General features: G+C 70.1%; 22 protein-coding genes and 1 riboswitch. Of the genes, 9 read left to right on the top strand and 13 right to left on the bottom strand.

Annotated elements, in window-relative coordinates:
* Positions 1–20 precede the first annotated feature (20 nt).
* Positions 21–1418 (bottom strand): MFS transporter, encoded by a 1398-nt coding sequence (locus tag ACR9Y5_RS14630; protein ID WP_481298624.1) that lies wholly within the window; start codon positions 1416–1418, stop codon positions 21–23.
* 168 nt (positions 1419–1586) lie between these two features.
* Between ACR9Y5_RS14630 and ACR9Y5_RS14625 the strand changes: the two genes are divergently transcribed.
* The 5 genes from ACR9Y5_RS14625 (at position 1587) to ACR9Y5_RS14605 (ending at position 3982) form a co-directional block, all read left to right on the top strand.
* The gene (locus tag ACR9Y5_RS14625; protein WP_481298623.1) at positions 1587–2015 is read left to right on the top strand and encodes a DUF2269 family protein; all 429 of its coding nucleotides are present in this window, start codon (positions 1587–1589) and stop codon (positions 2013–2015) included.
* Between the two features lie 78 nt (positions 2016–2093).
* Positions 2094–2450: an ArsR/SmtB family transcription factor gene (locus tag ACR9Y5_RS14620; protein ID WP_481298622.1), complete on the top strand. Its 357-nt coding sequence runs from the start codon at positions 2094–2096 to the stop codon at positions 2448–2450.
* Positions 2447–2932, top strand: a complete 486-nt coding sequence (locus ACR9Y5_RS14615; RefSeq protein ID WP_481298621.1) for an SRPBCC family protein — start codon at positions 2447–2449, stop codon at positions 2930–2932. Before ACR9Y5_RS14620 ends, ACR9Y5_RS14615 begins: the two co-directional genes overlap by 4 nt.
* 4 nt (positions 2933–2936) lie before the next feature.
* Positions 2937–3575: a dihydrofolate reductase family protein gene (locus ACR9Y5_RS14610; protein ID WP_481298620.1), complete on the top strand. Its 639-nt coding sequence runs from the start codon at positions 2937–2939 to the stop codon at positions 3573–3575.
* A complete protein-coding gene (locus tag ACR9Y5_RS14605) occupies positions 3572–3982 on the top strand; it encodes a VOC family protein (protein WP_481298619.1) in 411 nt (136 codons plus the stop codon). Before ACR9Y5_RS14610 ends, ACR9Y5_RS14605 begins: the two co-directional genes overlap by 4 nt.
* Before the next feature lie 58 nt (positions 3983–4040).
* Here ACR9Y5_RS14605 and ribH read toward each other — a convergent pair whose 3' ends face one another.
* Genes ribH through ribD form a run of 4 tightly spaced genes read right to left on the bottom strand, consistent with a single transcriptional unit; the run spans position 4041 to position 7576 of the window.
* Positions 4041–4517, bottom strand: coding sequence for a 6,7-dimethyl-8-ribityllumazine synthase (gene ribH / locus ACR9Y5_RS14600; protein WP_481298618.1), 477 nt, complete (start codon positions 4515–4517; stop codon positions 4041–4043).
* Positions 4514–5815, bottom strand: coding sequence for a GTP cyclohydrolase II (ribA, locus tag ACR9Y5_RS14595; RefSeq protein ID WP_481298617.1), 1302 nt, complete (start codon positions 5813–5815; stop codon positions 4514–4516). Before ribA ends, ribH begins: the two co-directional genes overlap by 4 nt.
* Positions 5812–6456 (bottom strand): riboflavin synthase, encoded by a 645-nt coding sequence (locus ACR9Y5_RS14590; protein WP_481298616.1) that lies wholly within the window; start codon positions 6454–6456, stop codon positions 5812–5814. The genes ribA and ACR9Y5_RS14590 overlap by 4 nt, the downstream gene beginning before the upstream one ends.
* Position 6457: 1 nt before the next feature.
* Entirely contained in the window at positions 6458–7576 is a 1119-nt protein-coding gene (ribD, locus tag ACR9Y5_RS14585; protein WP_481298615.1) for a bifunctional diaminohydroxyphosphoribosylaminopyrimidine deaminase/5-amino-6-(5-phosphoribosylamino)uracil reductase RibD, read from the bottom strand.
* A 70-nt stretch (positions 7577–7646) separates the two neighbouring features.
* Positions 7647–7802, bottom strand: a riboswitch (FMN riboswitch).
* 109 nt (positions 7803–7911) lie between these two features.
* On the opposite strand from ribD, the gene ACR9Y5_RS14580 reads away from it, so the two are divergent.
* Complete coding sequence (locus ACR9Y5_RS14580; protein WP_481298614.1) at positions 7912–9291, top strand: DUF7507 domain-containing protein; 1380 nt, start codon at positions 7912–7914, stop codon at positions 9289–9291.
* Positions 9292–9336: 45 nt separating this feature from the next.
* On the opposite strand, the gene ACR9Y5_RS14575 is transcribed toward ACR9Y5_RS14580, so the two are convergent.
* Positions 9337–10365 carry a sugar-binding transcriptional regulator gene (locus ACR9Y5_RS14575; protein WP_481298613.1) on the bottom strand — a complete coding sequence of 343 codons (1029 nt, stop codon included), beginning with the start codon at positions 10363–10365 and terminating at the stop codon, positions 9337–9339.
* 151 nt (positions 10366–10516) lie between these two features.
* Between ACR9Y5_RS14575 and ACR9Y5_RS14570 the strand changes: the two genes are divergently transcribed.
* The 3 genes from ACR9Y5_RS14570 (at position 10517) to glpK (ending at position 14757) form a co-directional block, all read left to right on the top strand.
* Positions 10517–12256 carry a glycerol-3-phosphate dehydrogenase/oxidase gene (locus tag ACR9Y5_RS14570; protein ID WP_481298612.1) on the top strand — a complete coding sequence of 580 codons (1740 nt, stop codon included), beginning with the start codon at positions 10517–10519 and terminating at the stop codon, positions 12254–12256.
* 132 nt (positions 12257–12388) lie between these two features.
* Positions 12389–13165 (top strand): MIP/aquaporin family protein, encoded by a 777-nt coding sequence (locus ACR9Y5_RS14565; protein ID WP_481298611.1) that lies wholly within the window; start codon positions 12389–12391, stop codon positions 13163–13165.
* 71 nt (positions 13166–13236) lie between these two features.
* Complete coding sequence (glpK, locus tag ACR9Y5_RS14560) at positions 13237–14757, top strand: glycerol kinase GlpK (RefSeq protein ID WP_481298610.1); 1521 nt, start codon at positions 13237–13239, stop codon at positions 14755–14757.
* Between the two features lie 85 nt (positions 14758–14842).
* Here glpK and ACR9Y5_RS14555 read toward each other — a convergent pair whose 3' ends face one another.
* From ACR9Y5_RS14555 to sdhA, 7 genes are all read right to left on the bottom strand, one after another.
* Complete coding sequence (locus ACR9Y5_RS14555; RefSeq protein ID WP_481298609.1) at positions 14843–15583, bottom strand: HAD family hydrolase; 741 nt, start codon at positions 15581–15583, stop codon at positions 14843–14845.
* Positions 15580–16173, bottom strand: a complete 594-nt coding sequence (locus tag ACR9Y5_RS14550; RefSeq protein WP_481298608.1) for a GNAT family N-acetyltransferase — start codon at positions 16171–16173, stop codon at positions 15580–15582. Before ACR9Y5_RS14550 ends, ACR9Y5_RS14555 begins: the two co-directional genes overlap by 4 nt.
* Entirely contained in the window at positions 16173–17183 is a 1011-nt protein-coding gene (gene trpS, locus ACR9Y5_RS14545) for a tryptophan--tRNA ligase (protein WP_481298607.1), read from the bottom strand. The genes ACR9Y5_RS14550 and trpS overlap by 1 nt, the downstream gene beginning before the upstream one ends.
* Positions 17184–17225: 42 nt before the next feature.
* Positions 17226–18062, bottom strand: coding sequence for an exodeoxyribonuclease III (locus ACR9Y5_RS14540; RefSeq protein ID WP_481298606.1), 837 nt, complete (start codon positions 18060–18062; stop codon positions 17226–17228).
* Between the two features lie 9 nt (positions 18063–18071).
* On the bottom strand, positions 18072–19325 hold the full coding sequence (locus ACR9Y5_RS14535) for a YihY/virulence factor BrkB family protein (RefSeq protein WP_481298605.1): 1254 nt from the start codon (positions 19323–19325) through the stop codon (positions 18072–18074).
* A 94-nt stretch (positions 19326–19419) separates the two neighbouring features.
* A complete protein-coding gene (locus ACR9Y5_RS14530) occupies positions 19420–20181 on the bottom strand; it encodes a succinate dehydrogenase iron-sulfur subunit (protein WP_481298604.1) in 762 nt (253 codons plus the stop codon).
* Positions 20181–21983, bottom strand: coding sequence for a succinate dehydrogenase flavoprotein subunit (gene sdhA / locus ACR9Y5_RS14525; RefSeq protein WP_481298603.1), 1803 nt, complete (start codon positions 21981–21983; stop codon positions 20181–20183). The genes ACR9Y5_RS14530 and sdhA overlap by 1 nt, the downstream gene beginning before the upstream one ends.
* Between the last annotated feature and the right edge of the window lie 38 nt (positions 21984–22021).

Below are 22021 nucleotides of genomic sequence, written 5' to 3'. Positions count from 1 at the left end.
AGAGTGCGCTGAGCGGTGCGTCAGCTCACGTTGTCCGTGAAGTCGACGTCGCGCGTCTCCTTCGACAGCAGCAGCGCGATGAGCGTCAGCACGCCGGCCAGCGACAGGTAGACGCCGACCCAGACCGTGCTGCCGTGGGCGCTGGTCCAGAGCCACACCGCGATGGTCGGTGCGACGGCGGCGCCCAGCACGCTGGACAGGTTGTAGGAGATCGCCGACCCGGTGTAGCGGACGTTGGTCGGGAACAGCTCCGGCAGCTCGGCGCCCATGGGGCCGAACGTGAGACCCATCAGGGTGAACCCGATGATGAGCAGCGCCATGGTCCCGACGGTGCCGCCCGCGAACAGCGGCACGAAGAGCAGACCGAAGACGATGATGCCGATGGTGACCCAGATGAGCGTCTTCCGCCGCCCGAACCGCTCCGCCAGCGGACCAGCCACCAGTGTGAAGACGCCGAAGAACACCACGCCGATGATCAGCATCACCAGGAAGTCGTTGCGGCTGTAGCCGAGGCCGGGCACGAAGGATGCGGCCGAGAACGTCTTGCCGGCCTTCTCGGCGGCGGCCTGTGCCTGCTCCGGGGTGGCCGCGGTGGTGCCGTAGGTGAGGGTGAACGCGGTCATCAGGTAGAACAGGACGTACGTGGCGAGCATGATGAACGTGCCCAGCACGATCTGCCACCAGCTGGTGCGGAAGACGCGGGCCAGCGGCAGCTTCGCGACCTCGCCGGTGTCCACGACCTTCTGGAAGGCGGGCGTCTCCACGAGCTTCAGCCGCACGTACAGCCCGACGATCACGAGCACGGCGCTCAGCAGGAACGGGATGCGCCAGCCCCAGGCCGCGAACGCGTCGGGCGAGATGAGCAGGCTCAGGATGAGGAACAGCACGTTGGCGACGATGAAGCCGATCGGCGCGCCCAGCTGGGGGAAAGTCCCGTAGATGGCGCGCTTGCCCGCTGGCGCGTTCTCGGTGGCGAGGAGCGCTGCGCCGCTCCACTCGCCGCCGAGGCCGAGGCCCTGGCAGAAGCGCATCACCACGAGCAGGAACGGCGCCCAGAACTCCCACCCGGGCACCTGGGCGGTCGGCAGGCAGCCGATGAGCACCGTCGCGATGCCCATGGTGAGCAGCGAGCCGACGAGCGTGCCCTTACGGCCGATGCGGTCGCCGAAGTGGCCGAACAGGATGGAGCCGACCGGCCGCGCGATGAAGGCGACGCCGAAGACGGCGAACGACGAGAGCAGTGCGGTCGTCGGGTCCTGGCTGGTGAAGAACAGCGAGGGGAAGACCAGCACGGCCGCGGTCGCGTAGACGTAGAAGTCGTAGAACTCGATGGACGTGCCGATGAGGCTGGCGAGGATGACCCGGCCGCGGGTGTTCGCGGGCGCGGGTGTGGTGGTGACGGGGGCCGTCGTAGACATGCGTGTGAAGGGCTTCCGGAGTGCGAGGGACACCCGCGGGTCGTGCGCGGCGTCGGTCGGGCGGAGAGCGCGCGGGGCGGGGAGGGCGGAAAGCGCTTGTGGCGCATCCTCTAGCCTATGCGTGCTCGGGGAGTCCGCCGAATCCGGGGCGCTCGGTACGCTGAGTGCATGGAAACGCTTTTCGCCGTTCTGCACGTGGTCGCCGCCGTCTTCATCGTCGGACCGATGGCCATCCTCCCGATGACGGCCATGCGGGCCGTCCGTGCCGGCGACGCCCGGCAGGTGGAGACCCTCGCGAAGTCGACGAACCTGCTGTCGCTGCTCTCGCTGCTGGTCGTGCTGTTCGGCTTCGGCGTGATGGGGCTGGCCGACGAGAAGTACCACCTCAGCGTCACGACACCGTGGATCCTGTGGTCGATCATCCTCTACGTCGTCGCCCTGGGGCTGACGCTGTTCGTCGTCGTGCCGGCCATGCGTCGCGCGGGGGAGTCGCTGCGCGACGGCGCGGCCTCCCGCTACCCGCAGATCGCGGCCGGGTCAGGTGTCGCCAGCCTGCTGCTCGTAGCGGTCGTCGTCCTCATGGTCTGGAAGCCCTAGGGCCTGGCTCTTGACGCGACGCGTTCTTCGTTCTACCTTGGTATTCAACAAGTTGATTGATAAAAGATACGGTTGATCATGGCGGATGAGGACGGACTCGACAGGGCCTTCGCGGCGCTCGCCGATCCGGTCAGGCGGGCGATCGTCGCGCGACTGAGCCGGGGGCCGGCGACGGTGAACGAGCTGGCGGAGCCGTTCGACATCACGCTGCAGGCGGTGTCGCGGCACATCGCCGTGCTCGAAGCGGCCTGCCTGGTCTCGCGGACACGCGAGGCCCAGCGTCGCCCCGTCCACCTCGACGCCGCCGCGCTCGAGCGTCTCACCTCCTGGATCGACCGTTACCGCCTCGAAGCGGAGTCGCGTTACCGCCGCCTCGACGCCGTCCTCACCACACACCAGACCAGCAGCACCCCGAACAGGGAGAAGAGATCATGAGCAACCCCGTCGTCATCGAGGCCGTTCCCGGCACCTCGTACGCCGACCTGACCCGCGAGTTCGACGCCCCGGTCGAGGCCGTCTTCCGCGCCCACACCGACCGCGAGTCGTTCGCCGAGTGGATCGGCCCGCGCCGCCTCGCGACCACCATCACGGAGTGGGACGTCCGCACCGGAGGCGCCTACGCCTACGAGCAGCGCGACACCGACGGCTCGGTCTACGCGTTCCGCGGCGTGTTCCACAACGTCGTCGAGAACGAGCTGATCGTCCAGACCTTCGAGTACATCGGGATGCCCGACGAGGTCGCCCTCGAGCGGATGCGTTTCGAGCAGCTGCCGGACGGCCGCTCCCGCCTCTCCTCGCGCTCGGTCATGAGCTCCCGCGAGGCGCTCGAGAGCATGATCGAGAACGGCATGGAGTACGGCGTGCGGGAGGGGTACGAGAAGCTCGACGAGCTGCTGCTCCGCCAGGGCCGGGCGTAGAGCCATGGGCACGACCTACCTCCACGCGGTGGCGTCGCTCGACGGCTTCATCGCCGACGATCACGACGAGGTCGGACTGCTGCACGAGTGGTACTTCGGCGGCGACCATCCGCTCGACGTCGAAGACCACCCCGAGGTGCACAGCGGGCCGTTCCGCGTCTCGGCCGCCTCGGTCGGCTACGTGAGCGGGATGTGGTCGCGGCAGGGCGCGCTCGTCATCGGGCGCAGGCTCTTCGACCTCACCGACGGCTGGCAGGGTCACCCGCCGGCCAGCGACCATGTGGTGGTGGTCTCGCACCGCCCCAAGCCCGACGGCTGGCACCCGGAGGCGTCGTACCACTTCGTCGACTCGGTGGAGCGCGCCGTCGCGCTCGCCCAGGAGCTCGCCGGCGACGGCGAGGTCGGCGTCACGGCCGGAGACATCGGCGGACAGGCGCTCGCGCTCGGGCTCATCGACTACGTCGCGATGGATCTGGTGCCCGCGGTCTTCGGCCGCGGCAAGCGGTACTTCGGGTCGTTCGCGGGCGCACCGCTCGTGCTCGACGACCCGGACATCGTGATCCCGGGGGAGCGCGTCCTGCACCTGCGCTATCCGGTGCGCCGCGGGCCCGCAGCGCGCAGCATCGACCAGGAGGCATCATGACGACCAACCCGATCCCGCCCGTCCCCGCAGGGGCGATGATGCTCGAGCTGGTGATGCTGCCGGTATCCGACATCGACACGTCCATCGGCTTCTACCGCGACCAGGCCGGCTTCACGCTGGATGTGGATGTGCGGCCCGCCGAAGGCGTGCGCGTCGTCCAGCTGACGCCGCCCGGGTCGTACTGCTCGATCACGATGACGACCGGCATCGGCCAGGCGCCGTCGCAGCCGGGCTCGGTGCGCGGCCTGCACCTCGTGGTCGCGGACATCGAGGAGGCCCGTGCCGCTCTCGTCGAGCGCGGTGTCGAGGTGTCACCCGTCCAGGACATGGGCGGCGTGTTCTACGCGTGGTTCTCCGACCCGGACGGCAACACCTGGGCGCTGCAGCACATGCCCTGGAGGGCATAGACGGGCGGCCCGGCCGAGGCGACCGGGCCGCCGGACTCGCGGGTCAGCCGTCGCGGCATCAGCCGCGCAGCCCCCGCAGGGCCACCGCGGTCGCGAGTGCGGCGTGGGCCGCCTCGGCGCCCTTGTCCTCCTTGGAGCCGGGCAGGCCCGAGCGGTCGATGCCCTGGGCCTCGTCGTCGAGCGTCAGGACGCCGAAGCCGACCGGCTTGCCCGTGTCGAGGGCGACGCGGGTGAGGCCGTCCGTCGCCGCGGCGGAGACGTACTCGAAGTGCGGCGTGCCGCCGCGGATGATGACGCCGAGCGCGACCACCGCGTCCGCGCCCGCGTCGAGCGCGGCCTTGCTGACCACCGGCAGTTCGAAGCTGCCGGGGACGCGGACCAGCGAGTGGGCGGCGCCGGACTCGTCCAGCGTCCGCTGGGCGCCTGCGATGAGCGCCTCGCTGATCGTCTCGTGCCAGCTGCCGGCGACGACGACGACGGTCAGGCCGCTCCCGTCGATCGGCTCCCGTGCGTCGGGTGCTCCCGCTCCGCTCATCGTGTGGTCCTCCCCGCCGCGATGCCCGCGGCCGTCTCATCCGTCGGGGACATCGGGTCGATGTCCCCGATCGCGTGACCCATCCGGTCGCGCTTGGTCTCCAGGTAGCCCTCGTTGAAGGCGCCGACGCCGACGACGAGGGGCACGCGCTCCTCGACCTCGATGCCGTGCTCCTCCAGCTGGCGCACCTTCTCCGGGTTGTTGGTCAGCAGTCGGACCGACTCGATGCCCAGGTCCTGCAGGATGGCCGTGGCCGCCCCGTAGTCGCGGGCGTCGATCGGCAGGCCGAGGGCGAGGTTGGCGTCGAGGGTGTCGAGTCCCTCCTCCTGCAGCTTGTAGGCGCGCAGCTTGTTGATCAGGCCGATGCCGCGTCCCTCGTGGCCGCGCAGGTACACCACGACGCCGCCTTCGCGCTGGATGGTGTCCATGGCGGCGTCGAGCTGCGGCCCGCACTCGCACTTCAGCGACCCGAACGCTTCTCCGGTGAGGCACTCCGAGTGCACGCGCACCAGCGTGCCCTCGCGCTGCGGGGTGCCCGCGACGACCGCGACGTGGTCGGCGCCGGTCATGCGGTCGCGGTAGGCGCGCATCCGGAACGGCCCGTGCGTGGTGGGCACGGTGGTCTCCACCTCGAAGATCACCCGTGACGTCTCCGGGATCGGCGTCACCGTCTCCAGCGGCTGGTCGCAGTGGAACTCCTGCAGGTAGGCGATCAGCGACTCGATCGTGACGACGAGGACGCCCTCGCGCCGGCCGAGCTCGATCAGGCCGGGCAGGCGCATCATCTCGCCGTCGTCGGCGACGATCTCCGCGATCGCGCCGACCGGCGTCATCCCGGCGAGCTTCAGCAGGTCGACCGCGGCCTCGGTGTGCCCGTCGCGCTCGCGCACGCCGCCCTCGACGGCGCGGAGGGGGAGGATGTGGCCGGGCCGGTGCAGGCTCGAGGGCGTCGAACCGAGGTCGGCGAGCACCCGGAGCGTGTGGGCGCGGTCCGCGGCGCTGATGCCGGTGGAGAGCCGGTCCGCCGCATCCACGCTCACGGTGTAGTTGGTGCCGCGCGCGTCCTCGTTGTGGGCGACCATGACCGGCAGGTCCAGGCGGTCGGCGATCTCGTTGGTCATCGGCGCGCAGATGAAGCCGGAGGAGTTCTTCACCGTCCAGGCGATCCACTCCTGACTCGCCAGCTCCGCGGCGAGGACGACGTCGCCCTCGTTCTCACGGCTCTCGTTGTCGACGACGATGACCGGCCGTCCGGCGCGCAGCTCGGACAGGGCCTCGGGGATGGTGGCCAGACTCATGAGGAGCTCCGTTCGCTCAGGGCCGCGCCGAACGCGGCCGGTTCGAGCGCCAGCATGCGCTCGACATGACGGGCGAGGATGTCCGTCTCGATGTTGACGCGATCGCCCGGGACGCGGTCTCCGAGCGTGGTGGCGGCGAGGGTCTCCGGGATCAGGGACACCTCGAACCAGCCGTCCTCCCGGCCGCCGCCGACGTCGCTGACCGTGAGGGAGACGCCGTCGATGGCGATGGAGCCCTTGCGCGCGACCAGCGGCGCGTGCTCCGGGTCGAGGGAGAGGCGCACGACCCGCCAGGCGCTGCCGTCGGTCACCGAGAGCACGGTGGCGGTGCCGTCGATGTGGCCCTGGACGATGTGGCCGCCCAGGCGGTCGCCGACCTGCGCCGCGCGCTCCAGGTTGACCCGGCGTCCCGGCTGCACGTCGTCGAGGGTGCTCATGGCGAGCGTCTCGGCCATGACGTCCGCCGTGAAGCTCTCGGCGTCGCTGCCGATCACGGTGAGGCACACGCCGCTCACCGAGATGGAGTCGCCGTGGCGGGCGTCGCTGACGGCGAGTGGACCGCGCACGGTCACGCGGGCGGCGTCGGCGCTGCGCTCGACCGCCGTGATCTCGCCGAGCTCTTCGATGATTCCGGTGAACATGTCAGCCCTCCTGGCCGGTGGGAATCGGGGGTGTGGGAAAGATGCCGGCTCCGCCGACGTCGACGGGGACGTGCTCGCCGGCTGCCGCGGCGAGGTCCGAGCGCGGGGCGGGCGGCGGGACGGGGACGGCGCGCACGAGCAGGTCGCCGCCGAGGCGTTCGATGTCGAGGATGCGCAGGCGTCGCTGCTCGCCGATGCTCCCGACCCCGATGTCGCCGATCGCGACCCGGGGGCCGCCGAGCAGGGTCGGGGCGAGGTAGATCGCGTACTCGTCGACGAGGCCGGCGGCGATGAACGCGCTCGCGAGCGTGGGGCCGCCTTCGACGTACACCCGGCGGAACCCGCGCTGGTGCAGATCGGCGACGGCCTCGTGCAGGTCGTGCGTCCCCTCGAAGACCACGGGGTTGGGATGCGAGAACACCGCGGCGTCCTTGGGCACCGCGCGCGTGCCGATGACGACGGGCGTCGGCTGCGTGCCCATCAGCTCGCCCGCGTCGCCGCGCGCCGTCAGGCTCGGGTCGTCGGCGAGCACCGTTCCGGTGCCGACCACGATCGCGTCGGAGGCCTCGCGCTGCTCGTGCACGCGCTGCCGTGCCGCCGCCCCGGTGATCCATTTGCTGCTGCCGTCCGCCGCCGCCGCGCGGCCGTCCAGGCTGCTCGCCCACTTGACGACGATGTACGGGCGGCCGAGCCGGGCGGCGGTCAGCCAGTCGCCGAGGAAGGCGTCGATCTCATCGCGCAGCACACCCGGCACCACCTCGACGCCGGCTTCGCGCAGGCGCTCGGCGCCCCCGCCGGAGTGGTGACCCGGATCGTCGGTGCCGTACACCACGCGGGAGACGCCGGCCGCGATGAGCGCTTCGGAGCAGGGGCCGGTGTGACCCCAGTGGTTGCAGGGCTCGAGGGTGACGACGGCGGTCGCGCCGCGGGCGCCGCCCTCCGGCAGCTTGCTCAGCGCATCCACCTCGGCGTGCGGGGTGCCGACACCGCGATGCCAGCCCTCGGCGAGGATGCTCCCCTCGGCGTCGAGGAGGACGCAGCCGACGCGCGGGTTCACGCCCGTCGCGGGCCCGTTGGCGGCGAGTTCGAGCGCCGAGCGCATTGCGGCGTCCCACGTCATCCGGTTGCCATCCTGTCTCTCGTCGAGACGTGTCGCCGGGGTCGCGTGGGCGCGGCTCGCATGAGCCGCCCACCGTGCTGCCTCCCATCCGGACTGAGCGCGAAGGCTGTCGCCTGCACGCATTACCGTCGGTGCCGGAATTCCACCGGCTCAGCAGGGCGCCTGGGCGCACCGCTCGCGGACTGTCACCGCCGGTTCGGACTCTCACCGACCCCGGAGCACGTATTTCGTTGTCGAGTCTAGATCAACGCGGGCGCGCGCCGACTATTCCCGGCGCTTCCGGAATAGCGGTCAGCGCCCCGCGACGGTCTGAAACTTAAATGTACGATCCTCGGGTGAAACACCCGACCTCCTCCCGTACCTCCCGATCACTGATGCTGTCGACCGTCGCCGCGACCGCCGCCGGCGCCGCGGCCCTGCTCGCGCTGGCTCCCGCCTCGGCGGCCACCGTCTCGGTGCCGCCGCCCGCGCCTCCGGCCGCGATCGCCACCGTTCCCGCCCCCTACAACGACCTGTCGTCGACCGCGTGCGACGGCCAGGTCGCCTCCGCTGTCGCGCGCGTCCAGTCGACCGACGGCTTCGTGAAGGACTTCTATGCGCTGGCCGGCGACACCGTCGAGCTGATCGGGCTGGCCAAGGCGTGTCAATGGCAGGCGGCGCCGACCGACGCGCTCGAGTGGGGGTTCCTCCCGGCGGAGGTGGCCTGGACCGAGACCGACGCGACGGGTGCCGTCACGCCCCTCGGAACCGGCCAGATCATCCAGTCCGGACGAGCCGCCCTCCCGACCGGCTCCCGGCTGACCCAGGTCTTCACGCCCGAGGACGACGGCGCGAAGCTGGTCTTCGGCAATCCGGGTCCGATCACCTCGCCGAACGGACAGGACTCCGTGTCGGCGGCGACGACCGTCTTCCTGCACGTTCTGAGCCCGCAGCTCGTCCTCACCAAAGAGGTGTGTTCGACGGGTACCGGCTGCGATGCGGCCGACGACCCGGCCTGGGTCGCCGCGAGCGAGGTGACGGCCGGCGCGGACGTGCAGTGGCGGCTGACCGCCACCAACACGGGCAACGTCGCGCTCTACGACGTCGCCGTGCGGACCGACGACCTCACCGGGGGCGCGAGCAGCGGCAACGGCTGCGCGGGCGCGTCCGTCGTCGCCTCCCTGGCGCCGGGAGCCTCCGCCTCGATCGTGTGCTCGACGACGGGAGTGCAGGCAACCGGCGACGTCACCAACTCGGCCGAGCTGACCGGCCTCTTCACCGACCGCACGAGTGATGGCCGGCTGGCGGCCCGCTACCCGGACGGAGTGCTGTCCGGAACCGCGGACGCGTCGGTGCACGTCGTACCGGTCACGCTGGAGCCGGATCCCGAACCGACCGACCCGGGCACCGGGGGCGACGGGACGGATGGCGCGGGCGACGGGACGGACGGCGCGGCCGGGACCGGTGACGGCGGGTCGGGCGCCGACGGCGGCGCGTCAGGCAGCCATGGCGGTGCGTCCGGCATCGACTCGTCGGGCTCGGACGGGGCGGGCCGGAACCCGGGCCAGGGCAGCGGCACCGGCTCGTCCGCTCAGGCAGCGGCGTCCTCCCACGCAACGCTCGCACGGACCGGTTCCGACGCGGCACCCGCTGCGGCGACTGCGCTCGTCGCGCTGGCGCTGTGCGGGCTCGGCACCGCGGTGGTCCTGCGCCGCCGTCGCGTCGTCCGCGGCTAGTCGCCGGGGCGGGTGTCCTCGCCGTGAGCGGCGGGACACCTCCCCTCAGGCCGCGGTCGCCTCGGCGGCCTCCGACGCGTGCCCGACCGGAGCGACCGGCTGGGTCAGCTGCACGAGGGCGCGAGCCGTCCCCTCGTCGACGATCAGGTCGGTGATCAGCCCGGCCGCGAGCGCGCCGCGGAGGCTGTGCACCTTCGACGGGCCCGACACGATGCAGACGCGGCGGGACACGCGCTTGATGAGGTCGATGTCGGGACCGCTGGCCCGCTCGTTCAGCGGGATGCCGTGGTGGCTGCCGTCCTCCCGGAAGAACACGGTCGCGACATCGCCGACGACGCCTGACTCGTCCAGCGACGCGTAGTCGGCCTGGTCGAGGTACCCGCCCGCGTAGACGTGCGAGCGCACCTCCGAGAACGGGGAGCCCAGGCCGAACAGCGCGACGTCCATCCGCTCCTGGATGTCGAGGATGCGGCGGGTGCTGCGCTCGCGCCACATCGCGATCTTCGTCTGCGGGTCGTCGAAGAGGGCCGGCACGGGGAATTCCTGGATCGTGCCGGAGTACGTGTCCCCGAAACGGCGCAGGATCTCCGATGCGTAGAGCACACCGGTCGTGTACGTGTTGCCCGCGCCGTTCAGCTGCACGAACTCGACGTTGTGCAGCTCCTTCGGGATGAGGTGCCGGCTCAGGGCGCTCATGGTGGAACCCCAGGCGACCCCGACGGTCTGGTTCGAGTCGATGAAGCGGTCGAGGATGCGCGCGGCGGAGATCGCCACGCGCTCCAGCCGGTCGACGTCGCTGATCGCGCTCGGCATGGGCACGATGTGCGCGGCGATGCCGAACCGCTCGTGGATCGTCTGCTGGATGCGCGTTGCACCTTCGTGCGGTTCGGCGATCTGGATCGTCACCAGACCGGACGAGCGCGCGTAGCTGAGCAGGCGCGAGACGGACGAGCGCGAGGTGTGCATCTCGTGCGCGATGGCCTCCATCGTCAGGTCCTGCATGTAGTAGAGGTGGCCGGCCTTGAGGGCGTCGCGGACCTTCTCGGGCAGGTGCTCGGTGTCGGGCTGGGGCATTCGGGCCTTCTTCGCTGTGACGGCTTCGCTGTACGGCTTCTCGGGACCGATCGAGGTGCTGCACGTATGTGCAGGGCGCTTGATCGAAGTTGTGCTGCCACGAAGACTATAGCCACACGGCATCCGCAAGACAGAAGCACAGGAGAGAATCGTGACGACGAAGTCGAACACCCGCACCGAGGTCCAGCGCCTCCGCGAACGGCCCCGGGCACAGGTGCTCGTCGTCGGCGGCGGCATCAACGGACTCGGCACCTTCCGCGACCTGGCGCTCCAGGGCGTCGACGTCGTCCTCGTCGAGCGCAACGACTTCGTGTCCGGTGCGTCCGCGGCCTCCAGCCACATGATCCACGGCGGCATCCGCTACCTCGAGAACGGGGAGTTCCGCCTCGTCAAGGAGTCCGTGACCGAGCGCAACGGGCTGCTCAAGATCGCGCCGCACTACGTGAAGCCGCTCGAGACGACCATCCCGATCTTCTCCACCTTCTCCGGCCTCCTGGCCGCACCGCTCCGCTTCCTCACCCACAAGCAGGGCAAGCCGAAGGAGCGCGGCGCGTTCCTGATCAAGACCGGCCTCACCATCTACGACTCCTTCTCACGCGACGGCGGGTCGGTGCCGCGGCACAGCTTCCATGGGCGCAAGAAGTCCCTCGAGCTCCTCCCGGCGCTGAACCCGGGCCTCAAGTACACCGCCACGTACTTCGACGCCTCCGTGCACGACCCGGAGCGCCTGGCGCTCGACGTGCTCGCGGACGGTCTCGCCGCCGGCCCCCACGCCCGCGCCGTCAACTACGTCGAGGCGATCGGCACCCGCGACGGCGGCGTGCTCGTCCGCGACCGCGAGAGCGGCGAGGAGTTCCCGATCACCGCCGATGTCGTGGTGAACGCCTCCGGTCCGTGGACCGACCTCACCAACGGGGCCCTTGGTTCCGCGACGCGCTATATGGGCGGCACGAAGGGCTCGCACATCGTGCTCGACAATCCCGAACTGCTCGAGGCGTGCTCGGGTCGCGAGATGTTCTTCGAGAACAACGACGGCCGCATCGTGCTCATCTACCCGCTCAAGGGCCGGGTGATGGTCGGCACCACCGACATCGACGCTGACATGTCGGAGCGCGCCGTCATCACCGAGGACGAGATCGACTACTTCATCGAGCTGGTCGCGCACGTTTTCCCAGGCGTCCCGGTCACGCGGGAGCAGATCGTCTACACCTTCTCGGGAGTCCGGCCGCTGCCGCACCACGACGACACCGCACCGGGCTTCGTCTCCCGCGACTACCGGATCGTGCCGGGCACGATCGCCGGACTCGGCGACACCACGGTGCTCAGCCTGGTCGGTGGCAAGTGGACGACCTTCCGTGCCCTCAGCGAGCACCTCGCGAACGAGACCCTCGAAGCCCTCGGCGTCCAGCGCACCGTGCAGACCCTCGGGCTGCCGATCGGCGGCGGAGCCGGCTTCCCGACCACACCGCAGGGGGAGCGGGACTGGATCGCCCGGTACGGTGCGGACGTCGGCGCCGAGCGCGCTGCCGTGCTGCTGCACCGATACGGCACCAAGGCGGCGTTCGTGCTCGACGCGATCGCCGGCTGGGACGGGGAGGATGCGCCCCTCGCCGCCGCACCCGGGTACTCGCGCGCGGAGATCGACCACCTGGTCCGCTCCGAGTACGTGGTGCACCTCGGCGACCTCTTCCTGCGGCGCACCAGCCTGGCCTTCACCGGTTCCGTGACGCCTGCTCTGGTGCACGAGATCGGCGAAATCGCGGCAAACGCGCTCGGGTGGTCGCCAAACCGGCGGGCGGAGGAGGAAGATTCGTTCGTAGCGGACCTCGCTGACGCCCATCGGGTGCAGCTCAAGTCGGGGGACGGGAGCGAAGCCGCGGCAGTTCGATAATGCACGAACGTGCATGACTCGGTTCTTGTCAAGGTGAGCGCGACCGCAATAGCGTTCAAGGGCTCACCCTGACGAGAGCCTCACCAGAACGCACAACAGGGTGCGCGTCAACTGAACAACTGGAAGGTCAACGTGGACAATATCGGTGTAGATTTCCTGTCCGAGCTCGTGGGGACGGCGATGCTGGTCCTGCTCGGTACCGGTGTCGTGGCGAACGTCGCCCTCATCAAGAACAAGGGCTTCAACGGCGGGTTCCTGATGGTCAACTTCGGTTGGGGCATCGCGGTGTTCTCAGGTGTGGTCGTCGCCTACAACTCGGGAGCGCACCTCAACCCGGCCGTGACCCTCGGTCTCGTCGCCAACGGCGCGAAGACGTTCGGTCTGGCGTCGGCGCACACCCTGGTGCCGGTCAACTTCATCACGGTGCTGCTGTACATCCTGGCTCAGCTCGTCGGCGCGATCATCGGCGCCGTGCTGACCTTCCTCGCATACAAGCGCCACTTCGACGAGGAGCCGGACCCGGCGAACAAGCTCGGCGTCTTCTCGACCGGCCCGGCCATCCGCGGCTACGGCTGGAACCTGGTCACCGAGATCATCGGCACCTTCGTGCTGGTCTTCGTGGTGATCGCGTTCGGCCACCAGCCCGGCCAGGCGGCCGGACTCGCCGCCCTCGGCGCCCTGCCCGTCGCCCTCCTCGTGATCGGCATCGGTGCGAGCCTCGGTGGTCCGACGGGGTACGCGATCAACCCGGCCCGTGACCTCGGCCCGCGGATCGCCCACGCGATCCTCCCGATCAAGGGCAAGGGCTCGAGCGACTGGGCGTACTCGTGGGTGCCCATCGTCGGCCCGATCATCGGTGGTCTGGTCGCCGGCTGGCTCGCCCTGCTGCTCCTCCCCATCCTCAAGTGACACGGGGGCCGGCCGGGAGCGATCCCGCCGGCCCCTCTCCGTTCCACCCCCAAAGAACAAAGGAGTTACCTATGGCCGACTACGTCGTCGCCATCGATCAGGGCACGACCAGCACCCGGGCGATCATCTTCGACAAGTCCGGGTCGATCGTCTCGACCGGGCAGCTGGAGCACGAGCAGATCTTCCCGAAGGCCGGGTGGGTCGAGCACAACCCGGTCGAGATCTGGAACAACACGCGTGAGGTGATCGGCCAGGCACTCTCCAAGGCCGACCTCACCCGTCACGACATCGCGGCAGTCGGCATCACCAACCAGCGCGAGACCGCCGTGGTCTGGGACAAGAACACCGGCGAGCCCGTCTACAACGCCATCGTCTGGCAGGACACCCGCACCCAGCCGATCGTCGACCGCCTGGCGGCGGACGGCGGCGTCGAGCGGTTCAAGTCGATCGTCGGCCTTCCGTTGGCGACCTACTTCTCCGGAACCAAGATCACCTGGATCCTCGAGAACGTCGAAGGAGCGCGCGAGCGCGCGGAGGCGGGCGACCTGCTCTTCGGCAACACCGACGCCTGGGTGCTCTGGAACCTCACCGGCGGTCCCGACGGCGGCGTCCACGTCACCGACGTCACCAACGCGTCCCGCACCATGTTCATGGACCTCGAGACCCTGACCTGGCGCGACGACATCCTCGAGGCGTTCGGCGTGCCGAAGTCGATGCTCCCGGAGATCAAGAGCTCCTCCGAGGTCTACGGCCAGGTCGAGTCGTCCAGCCTGCTCCGTGAGGTGCCCGTCGCGGGCATCCTCGGCGACCAGCAGGCCGCGACGTTCGGTCAGGCGGCGTTCGATCCGGGCGAGTCCAAGAACACCTACGGCACGGGCAACTTCCTCATCTTCAACACCGGTGAGGAGATCGTCCACTCGAAGAACGGTCTGCTGACGACGCTGGGCTACAAGCTCGGCGACGCCGCTCCGCACTACGCGCTCGAGGGCTCGATCGCCGTCACCGGTTCGCTGGTGCAGTGGCTGCGGGACAACCTGGGGATCATCTCCAGCGCCCCGGAGATCGAGGAGCTGGCGAAGACCGTCGACGACAACGGTGGCGCGTACTTCGTGCCGGCGTTCTCGGGTCTGTTCGCGCCGTACTGGCGGGCGGACGCGCGTGGCGCCCTCGTGGGTCTCACCCGCTACGTCAACAAGGGCCACATCGCCCGCGCGGTGCTGGAGGCCACGGCCTTCCAGACCCGCGAGGTACTGGATGCGGTCAACGCCGACTCCGGCGTGGACCTGCAGGAGCTCAAGGTGGACGGCGGCATGATCGCCAACAACCTGCTCATGCAGTTCCAGGCGGACATCCTCGGTGTGCCGGTCGTGCGTCCCGTGGTCGCCGAGACCACCGCGCTCGGCGCCGCATACGCGGCGGGCCTCGCGGTCGGCTTCTGGTCCGACCTCGACGACCTGCGCAAGAACTGGCAGGAGGACAGCCGCTGGACTCCGAACATGGAGCCGGAGGAGCGCGAGCGTCAGCTGCGGCTCTGGAAGAAGGCCGTCACGAAGACCTTCGACTGGGTCGACGACGACGTGCGCAACGCCTGAGCACACCCCTCACGAAGCGCCGTCCGGCATCGCCGGGCGGCGCTTCGTGCATGCGGGTGGCAGCGAGATCCGCTCGGCGGTCCGCTCAGGCGAGGAGCGGCGCCAGCTCGTCGAGCGACCGGATCGTCCGGACGCCGGCGAGCATCGCATCCCTCTCGTCCTCAGGGGAGGGGACCGCGTCGCGGCGGTTCAGCCACACGCCGGTGAGCCCGGCGCGGGCGGCGCCGATGGCGTCCGTCCGCAGCCGGTCCCCGATGTAGGCGGCCTCGGCGTCGGCGACACCGAAGGCGGCGCAGGCCGCCCGGAAGATCGCGGGGTCGGGCTTCACCACGCCCAGATCACCGGAGGCGATGAGGTGCTCCATCCGCGCATCCAGGCCGACGGTCTCCACCTTCCGGCGCTGGAACGCGAGGTCGCCGTTGGTGATGAGCCCGAAGCGGACGCCGGGGATCGCCTGCTCGAGCGCATCCAGAGCGGAGGTGGCGTCGTCGTGCAGGGACCACGCGGCGACGTAGTGCTCGAAGTAGTCGGCGAACCAGGCGCTGGCCTGCTCGTCGGTCAGCGCGACGCCGTGGCGCGCTGCGAAGTCGCGGGCCCGGGCCTGCCGCTGGCCCTCGAAGTCCAGCCGGCCGGCGAGGTAGGAGTGGTAATGCTCCTCCTCCAGGTCGTGCCAGATGGAGGTCAGCTCCGCGGCCTCGAGCGCGCCGTACGGGGCGCCGAGTGTCTCGGCGTAGCGCAGGATGCCGGTCTCCACCGCCGCCCGGTGCGCGAACAGCGTGTCGTCGAGGTCGAAGAGCACGACCCGGGGAGGCTCCGCTGCGATCACAGCGGAGCCTGGACGTGCGTGACGTCGGGCCAGTCGCCGGCCGGCCGCCGGGGCTCGTCGCGGCGCAGGCTCCCGCGCCACTCGTCGACCCGCTCTCCACGCTGCTCCGCGCCCTGCGGCACGACGCCCTCCCAGCGGAAGCCGGCGCGGCGGGCGACCGCGGCGCTGGCCGCGTTGCCGACCAGCGCCCGCCACACCATCCGCTGCAGGGCGAGACCCTGGGGGGCCGGCGCGAACCCGTAGTCCAGCACCAGGCGGGCGGCCTCCGACATCACGCCCTGGCCGCGCGCTTCGGGCGCCAGCCAGTAGCCGATCTCGCCCTGGTGCTCGTGGATGTCGCCGATGCTGATCATGCCGACCAGCGCTGCGTCGTCGCGCACCGCCCAGGTGCACACCCGTCCGCTCGCCCAGCCGTCCGGGACCACCTTGGTGACGAAGCCGACCGCATGCGTCCGGAGGTACGGTGCCGGCACCGTCGTCCAGCGGGCGACCGCCGGGTCGCCGCACGCCTCGGTGATGCGGTCGATGTCCGCCTCCGTCGGCGTGGACAGCACGATCCGCTCGCTCCGCAGCTCGACGGGTTGCGGCATCAGCGGCCCCGGCGCAGGAAGCCGACCCGGTCGTACGCGCGCTCGAGGGTGGCCTCGGCCACGTCGCTCGCGCGGCCGGCGTTGACGGCCAGGATGCGGTCGAGCTCTCCCGGATCGGCGAGCAGTTCGAGCGCACGCTGCCGCACGGGAGCGAACTCCTCCACCACGACCTCCACGAGCCCCTTCTTGAAGTCGCCGTAGCCCTTGCCCTCGTAGTCGAGCTCGATGGATTCGATCGACCGGCCAGTCAGGGCGGAGTAGATGCTGAGCAGGTTGGAGATCCCGGGCTTGCCCTCGCGGTCGAAGGCGACGACGCCGTCGGTGTCGGTGACGGCGCGCATGATCTTCTTGCGCGTCACGTCGGGCTCGTCGAGCATCCACACGATGCCCGCGCCGGACTCGGCCGACTTGGACATCTTCGACTCGGGGTTCTGCAGGTCGTAGATGCGCGCGCTGTCCTTCAGGATCATCGCCTGCGGGACCACGAACGTCTGGCCGAACCGGCTGTTGAAGCGCTCGGCGAGGTCGCGCGTCAGCTCGACGTGCTGCCGCTGGTCGTCGCCGACCGGCACCACCTCGGACTCGAACAGCAGGATGTCGGCGGCCATCAGCACGGGGTAGGCGAACAGGCCCACCGACGTCGCCTCGGCGCCCTGCTTGGCCGACTTGTCCTTGAACTGCGTCATGCGCGACGCCTCGCCGAAGCCGGTGATCGTGTTGAGCACCCAGGCCAGCTGCGCGTGCGCCGGGACGTGCGACTGCACGTACAGCGTGGAGGCGTCCGGGTCGATGCCGGCAGCGATGTACTGCGCGGCCGTGCGCCGGGTCTTCTCGCGCAGCTCCTCCGGGTCTTGCGACACGGTGATGGCATGCAGGTCGACGACGGAGAAGAAGGCATCGTGGCTGCTCTGGAGCTCCTTCCACTGCAGGAGCGCTCCGATGTAGTTGCCGAGGTGCAGGGAGTCGGCCGAGGGCTGCATGCCGGAGTAGAGGCGGGGCTTGGAAGTCATGATTCTGCTTTCGAGAGTGTGAGGGGTGGATGCGGGATGCCGTCAGAGGGCGTAGTCGACGACCACAGGGGTGTGGTCGGACCATCGCTCGTCGTAGGCGGCCGCGCGGTCCACCGCGACGTCCTTCACTCGTGCCGCGAGGGCGGGGGTGGCGAGCTGGTAGTCGATGCGCCAGCCCGAATCGTTGTCGAACGCCTTGCCGCGCCACGACCACCACGTGTACGGCCCGTCGACCTCGCCCGCGTGCCGGCGGACGACGTCGACCCAGCCGAGCCCGGCGCCGTCGTTGTAGCCGGCCTCGCCCTCGGCGCCCAGGATGCGGTCGAAGTACGCGCGCTCCTCCGGCAGGAAGCCGGCGCGCTTGACGTTGCCCTTCCAGTTGCGGATGTCGAGCGTGCGGTGGCCGACGTTGAGGTCGCCCATGACGACCGCGAGCTCGTTGTGCTTCCGCAGCTCGGGCAGCCGGGCCTCCATCGCATCGAGGAACCGGTACTTCTCGGTCTGCTTCTCCGTGCCGGCCTCGCCGGAGTGCACGTAGGCGCTCACGACGGTGATCACGGTGCCGTCGACCTCGTAGTCGGCCTCGAGCCACCGCCCGGCGCTGTCGAAATCGGTCGGACCGAGTTCCACCCGGTGGATGGACGCGCGGTGCCGGCTGGCGATCGCGACCCCTGCGCGGCCCTTGGCCGTGGCGGGGTCGTGCACGACGTCCCACTCGTCGCCGAGGAGACCCTGCAGGTCTTCGGTCGACGCCCGCACTTCCTGGATCGCGAGGATGTCGACGTCGCGCCCCTCGAGCCACGATCCCATGCCCTTGCGGAACGCGGCACGGATGCCGTTGGCGTTGATCGTCGCGATGCGCAGGGGGCTCGTGGGCATGCCTCCAGCCTACCGGGGGGTGCCGACACCGGATCGGCCGAGCGCGTCCCCGTCGAGGAGGTCGCCCAGCCGTTGCTCCGCCCGGGCGACACGGCGCTGCGCGGGGAGGCGCGCGTACCAGCTGGCCGTCGCCAGGTCGTCCTGCGCCTGCGCCAGCTCCGACCGGGCGACGAGCACGCGCGCCTCGTGCTCGGCGGCGGCGCGTTCCGCCGCGGCCTCCTCCGGGGTGACGGCGCGCGGCGACAGACCGCGGTCGAACATCCCGATCGCGATCCACGACGCGGACAGCAGGATGACGCGCGAGATGAGGTTGAACCAGAGGAGCAGGCCGATGAAGACGGCGAAGGTCGCCAGCAGCGGGTTCTTGTACGCGCCCCGGAGCAGCAGACCGCCGAGGGCGCTCAGCCCGGCGAGCACGAGCGCGCCGAGCAGCGCGCCGAAGAACAGGTTGCGCCACGGGATGGCGACGCGCGACATGACCCGGAACATCGCCCCGAGGGTCACGATGTTGAGCGCGACCGACACGACGAGGCCCGAGAACCGGGCGACGGCGTTGGTCCAGAACGAGTCGGACGAGAGCCCGGTCAGGTCGAGGAGGAGCGTCAGCGCCTGCGTGCTCACGATGGTGAGCAGCGCGGAGGCGAAGAACAGGACGCCGAACACCAGCGCCAGGCCCAGGTCGCGCACCTTCTGCAGCACGTAGCTGGTGGTGTCGCGGCTCAGCCGGAACACCGCGCGGACCGCCTGCCGCGTGTAGTAGAGCCAGCCGATCGCGGTCCAGATCAGGCCGATGGCGGCGATGACGCCCGTCCAGCCGAAGGAGGACGCGTTGCGCAGCTGCTCCTGCGGGATCACGCCGACGGTGCCGGTGGTCTCGATGAGGCCGGGAACCGCGCGGTTGATCAGGGCGATGAGGGCGTCGAACACCGCCTCGTTGCCGGAGAGCCAGAAGCTCGCGACCGAGAACCCCACCCAGACGGCGGCGAACACCGCGAACAGCGACTGGTAGCCCATCCCGGCGGCGCGCAGGTTGCCGTCCGAGTACGAGTAGTTGATGTACACGCGGTACGGCCGCAGGGCCTTCACCCATTTGGCCCATCCCGAGACACGGGCGACCGGGCGCTCGAACCGGCGGACCAGCGGGTCCGCGCGCTCCACCAGGCGCTCCCTCAGCGACTCGTCGGCGCCCGCCTCCACGTTGCCCGCGGCGCGCTGGAGGTCCGGGTCCGGCGGGGAGGGCTCGCCTCGGGACTTCTTGGCCACGCCGTCAGGATAGCGAGCGGCCGCACCCCTCGGAGATGCAGCGGCGGGCCGCCCCGATGCGGGGCGGGCCGTCGTCGATCCGTTGCCGGCCGGATCAGCGCTTTCCGCGCATGATGGCCTGCTTCACCTCGGCGATCGCCTGGGTGACCTGGATGCCGCGGGGGCACGCGTCGGTGCAGTTGAAGGTCGTGCGGCAGCGCCACACGCCTTCCTTGTCGTTGAGGATGTCGAGGCGCACCTGCGAGTTGTCGTCGCGCGAGTCGAAGATGAAGCGGTGCGCGTTGACGATGGCGGCCGGGCCGAAGTACTGGCCGTCGGTCCAGAACACCGGGCACGACGAGGTGCACGCGGCGCAGAGGATGCACTTGGTGGTGTCGTCGAAGCGGGCGCGGTCGGCGACCGACTGGATGCGCTCCTTGCCCTTTTCGGGCTTCGAGTTGGCGACGAGGAACGGCTGCACCTCGCGGTACGACTCGAAGAACGGCTCCATGTCGACGATGAGGTCCTTCTCGAGCGGCAGGCCCTTGATCGCCTCGACGTAGATCGGCTTCGAGATGTCGAGGTCCTTGATCAGCGTCTTGCAGGCCAGGCGGTTGCGGCCGTTGATGCGCATGGCGTCGGATCCGCAGATGCCGTGCGCGCACGAGCGGCGGAAGGTGAGCGAGCCGTCCTGCTCCCACTTGATCTTGTGCAGGGCGTCGAGGATGCGGTCGGTCGGGAACAGCTCGACGTCGAAGTCCTGCCAGCGCGGCTCGGTGTCCACATCCGGGTCGAAGCGGCGGATGATGAGCGTCACGGTGAACGACTGGACCGGGGCCTCGGGGGCCGGGGGAGTCTCGAGCACGGCGTTCGACATCAGTACTTCCTCTCCATCGGCTGGTAGCGGGTCACCACGACGGGCTTCCAGTCGAGCGTGATGTGGTCTGCGGCATCCGACGAGTGCGGGTCGCCGGTGAGGTAGGCCATCGTGTGCTTCATGTAGTTCTCGTCGTCGCGCTTCGGGAAGTCGTCGCGCATGTGGCCGCCGCGCGACTCCTTGCGGTTGCGCGCGGAGTAGACGACGACCTCGGCGAGGTCGAGCAGGAAGCCGAGCTCGACGGCCTCCAGCAGGTCGGTGTTGTAGCGCTTGCCCTTGTCCTGCACCTGCACGTTGCGGTAGCGCTCGCGCAGCTGGTGGATGGTCTCGGTGACCTTGGCGAGGGATTCGTCCGTGCGGAACACCTGCGCGTTCCGGTCCATCTCGTCCTGCAGCTCCTTGCGGATGGCGGCGATGCGCTCCGTGCCGGTGGAGCCGCGCAGGTCGCCGATCATGCTGCGGACGGCGGCGGCCGGGTCTTCCGGCAGCGGGACGAACTCGGCGGTCTTGATGTACTCGACCGCGTTGTTCCCCGCGCGCTTGCCGAAGACGTTGATGTCGAGCAGCGAGTTCGTGCCGAGGCGGTTGGAGCCGTGCACCGACACGCAGGCGCACTCGCCGGCGGCGTAGAGCCCGGGGACGACGGTCGTGTTGTCGCGCAGCACCTCCGCGGCCGTGTTGGTCGGGATGCCGCCCATGGCGTAGTGGGCGGTCGGCATCACCGGGACCGGCTCGACCACCGGGTCGACGCCGAGGTAGGTGCGCGCGAACTCGGTGATGTCGGGGAGCTTGGTCTCGAGCACCTCGGCGCCGAGGTGTGTGCAGTCGAGCAGCACGTAGTCCTTGTGCGGTCCGGCGCCGCGGCCCTCCGCGACCTCCTGGACCATGCAGCGGGCGACGATGTCGCGCGGCGCCAGGTCTTTGATGGTGGGGGCGTAGCGCTCCATGAACCGCTCGCCGGAGGCGTTGCGGAGGATCGCGCCCTCGCCGCGGGCGCCCTCGGTGAGGAGGATGCCCAGCCCGGCCAGGCCGGTCGGGTGGAACTGGAAGAACTCCATGTCCTCCAGCGGCAGGCCCTTGCGCCAGATGATGCCGACGCCGTCGCCGGTCAGCGTGTGGGCGTTGGAGGTGGTCTTGAAGATCTTGCCGAAGCCGCCGGTCGCGAAGATGATCGCCTTCGAGTGGAAGACGTGCAGCTCGCCGGTGGACAGTTCGTATGCGACGACGCCGGCCGGCTGCGCGACCCCATCCACCTCGTTCATGATCACGTCGAGCACGTAGAACTCGTTGAAGAAGTTGATGCCGAGCTTGACGCAGTTCTGGAACAGCGTCTGCAGGATCATGTGGCCGGTGCGGTCGGCGGCGTAGCAGGCCCGGCGCACGGGCGCCTTGCCGTGGTCGCGGGTGTGGCCGCCGAAGCGGCGCTGGTCGATCTTGCCCTCGGGCGTGCGGTTGAACGGCAGGCCCATGTTCTCCAGGTCGATGACCGCGTCGATGGCCTCCTTCGCGAGGATCTCCGCCGCGTCCTGGTCGACCAGGTAGTCGCCGCCCTTCACCGTGTCGAAGGTGTGCCACTCCCAGCTGTCCTCCTCGACGTTCGCGAGCGCCGCGGCCATGCCGCCCTGCGCCGCGCCCGTGTGCGAGCGGGTGGGGTAGAGCTTCGAGATGACGGCCGTGCGGGCGTGGGGGCCCGCTTCGATCGCCGCGCGCATCCCGGCGCCACCGGCGCCGACGATGACGATGTCGAACTCGTGGTAATGGACGCCGTCGATGACGGTGGATTCAATGGCTTCAGATGTCACAGGGTTTCCGTGTCGATTCGTCGCTGGGTCAGGATGCG

This window comes from Leifsonia sp. KNZ13-11D (assembly GCF_056754895.1).
This window is presented reverse-complemented; position numbering and strand designations above follow the sequence as displayed.

Excerpts from the sequence above, each read along its gene's own strand:
- ACR9Y5_RS14575 (WP_481298613.1), bottom strand. The coding sequence starts at position 10,365 with ATGCCCCAGCCCGACACCGAGCACCTGCCCGAGAAGGTCCGCGACGCC.
- ribA (WP_481298617.1), bottom strand. The coding sequence starts at position 5,815 with ATGAGTCTGGCCACCATCCCCGAGGCCCTGTCCGAGCTGCGCGCCGGA.
- ACR9Y5_RS14590 (WP_481298616.1), bottom strand. The coding sequence starts at position 6,456 with ATGTTCACCGGAATCATCGAAGAGCTCGGCGAGATCACGGCGGTCGAG.
- trpS (WP_481298607.1), bottom strand. The coding sequence starts at position 17,183 with ATGACTTCCAAGCCCCGCCTCTACTCCGGCATGCAGCCCTCGGCCGAC.
- ACR9Y5_RS14625 (WP_481298623.1), top strand. The coding sequence starts at position 1,587 with ATGGAAACGCTTTTCGCCGTTCTGCACGTGGTCGCCGCCGTCTTCATC.
- ACR9Y5_RS14615 (WP_481298621.1), top strand. The coding sequence starts at position 2,447 with ATGAGCAACCCCGTCGTCATCGAGGCCGTTCCCGGCACCTCGTACGCC.
- ACR9Y5_RS14630 (WP_481298624.1), bottom strand. The coding sequence starts at position 1,418 with ATGTCTACGACGGCCCCCGTCACCACCACACCCGCGCCCGCGAACACC.
- ACR9Y5_RS14550 (WP_481298608.1), bottom strand. The coding sequence starts at position 16,173 with ATGCCGCAACCCGTCGAGCTGCGGAGCGAGCGGATCGTGCTGTCCACG.
- ACR9Y5_RS14540 (WP_481298606.1), bottom strand. The coding sequence starts at position 18,062 with ATGCCCACGAGCCCCCTGCGCATCGCGACGATCAACGCCAACGGCATC.
- ACR9Y5_RS14530 (WP_481298604.1), bottom strand. The coding sequence starts at position 20,181 with ATGTCGAACGCCGTGCTCGAGACTCCCCCGGCCCCCGAGGCCCCGGTC.
- ACR9Y5_RS14605 (WP_481298619.1), top strand. The coding sequence starts at position 3,572 with ATGACGACCAACCCGATCCCGCCCGTCCCCGCAGGGGCGATGATGCTC.
- ACR9Y5_RS14610 (WP_481298620.1), top strand. The coding sequence starts at position 2,937 with ATGGGCACGACCTACCTCCACGCGGTGGCGTCGCTCGACGGCTTCATC.
- ACR9Y5_RS14620 (WP_481298622.1), top strand. The coding sequence starts at position 2,094 with ATGGCGGATGAGGACGGACTCGACAGGGCCTTCGCGGCGCTCGCCGAT.
- glpK (WP_481298610.1), top strand. The coding sequence starts at position 13,237 with ATGGCCGACTACGTCGTCGCCATCGATCAGGGCACGACCAGCACCCGG.
- ribH (WP_481298618.1), bottom strand. The coding sequence starts at position 4,517 with ATGAGCGGAGCGGGAGCACCCGACGCACGGGAGCCGATCGACGGGAGC.
- ribD (WP_481298615.1), bottom strand. The coding sequence starts at position 7,576 with ATGACGTGGGACGCCGCAATGCGCTCGGCGCTCGAACTCGCCGCCAAC.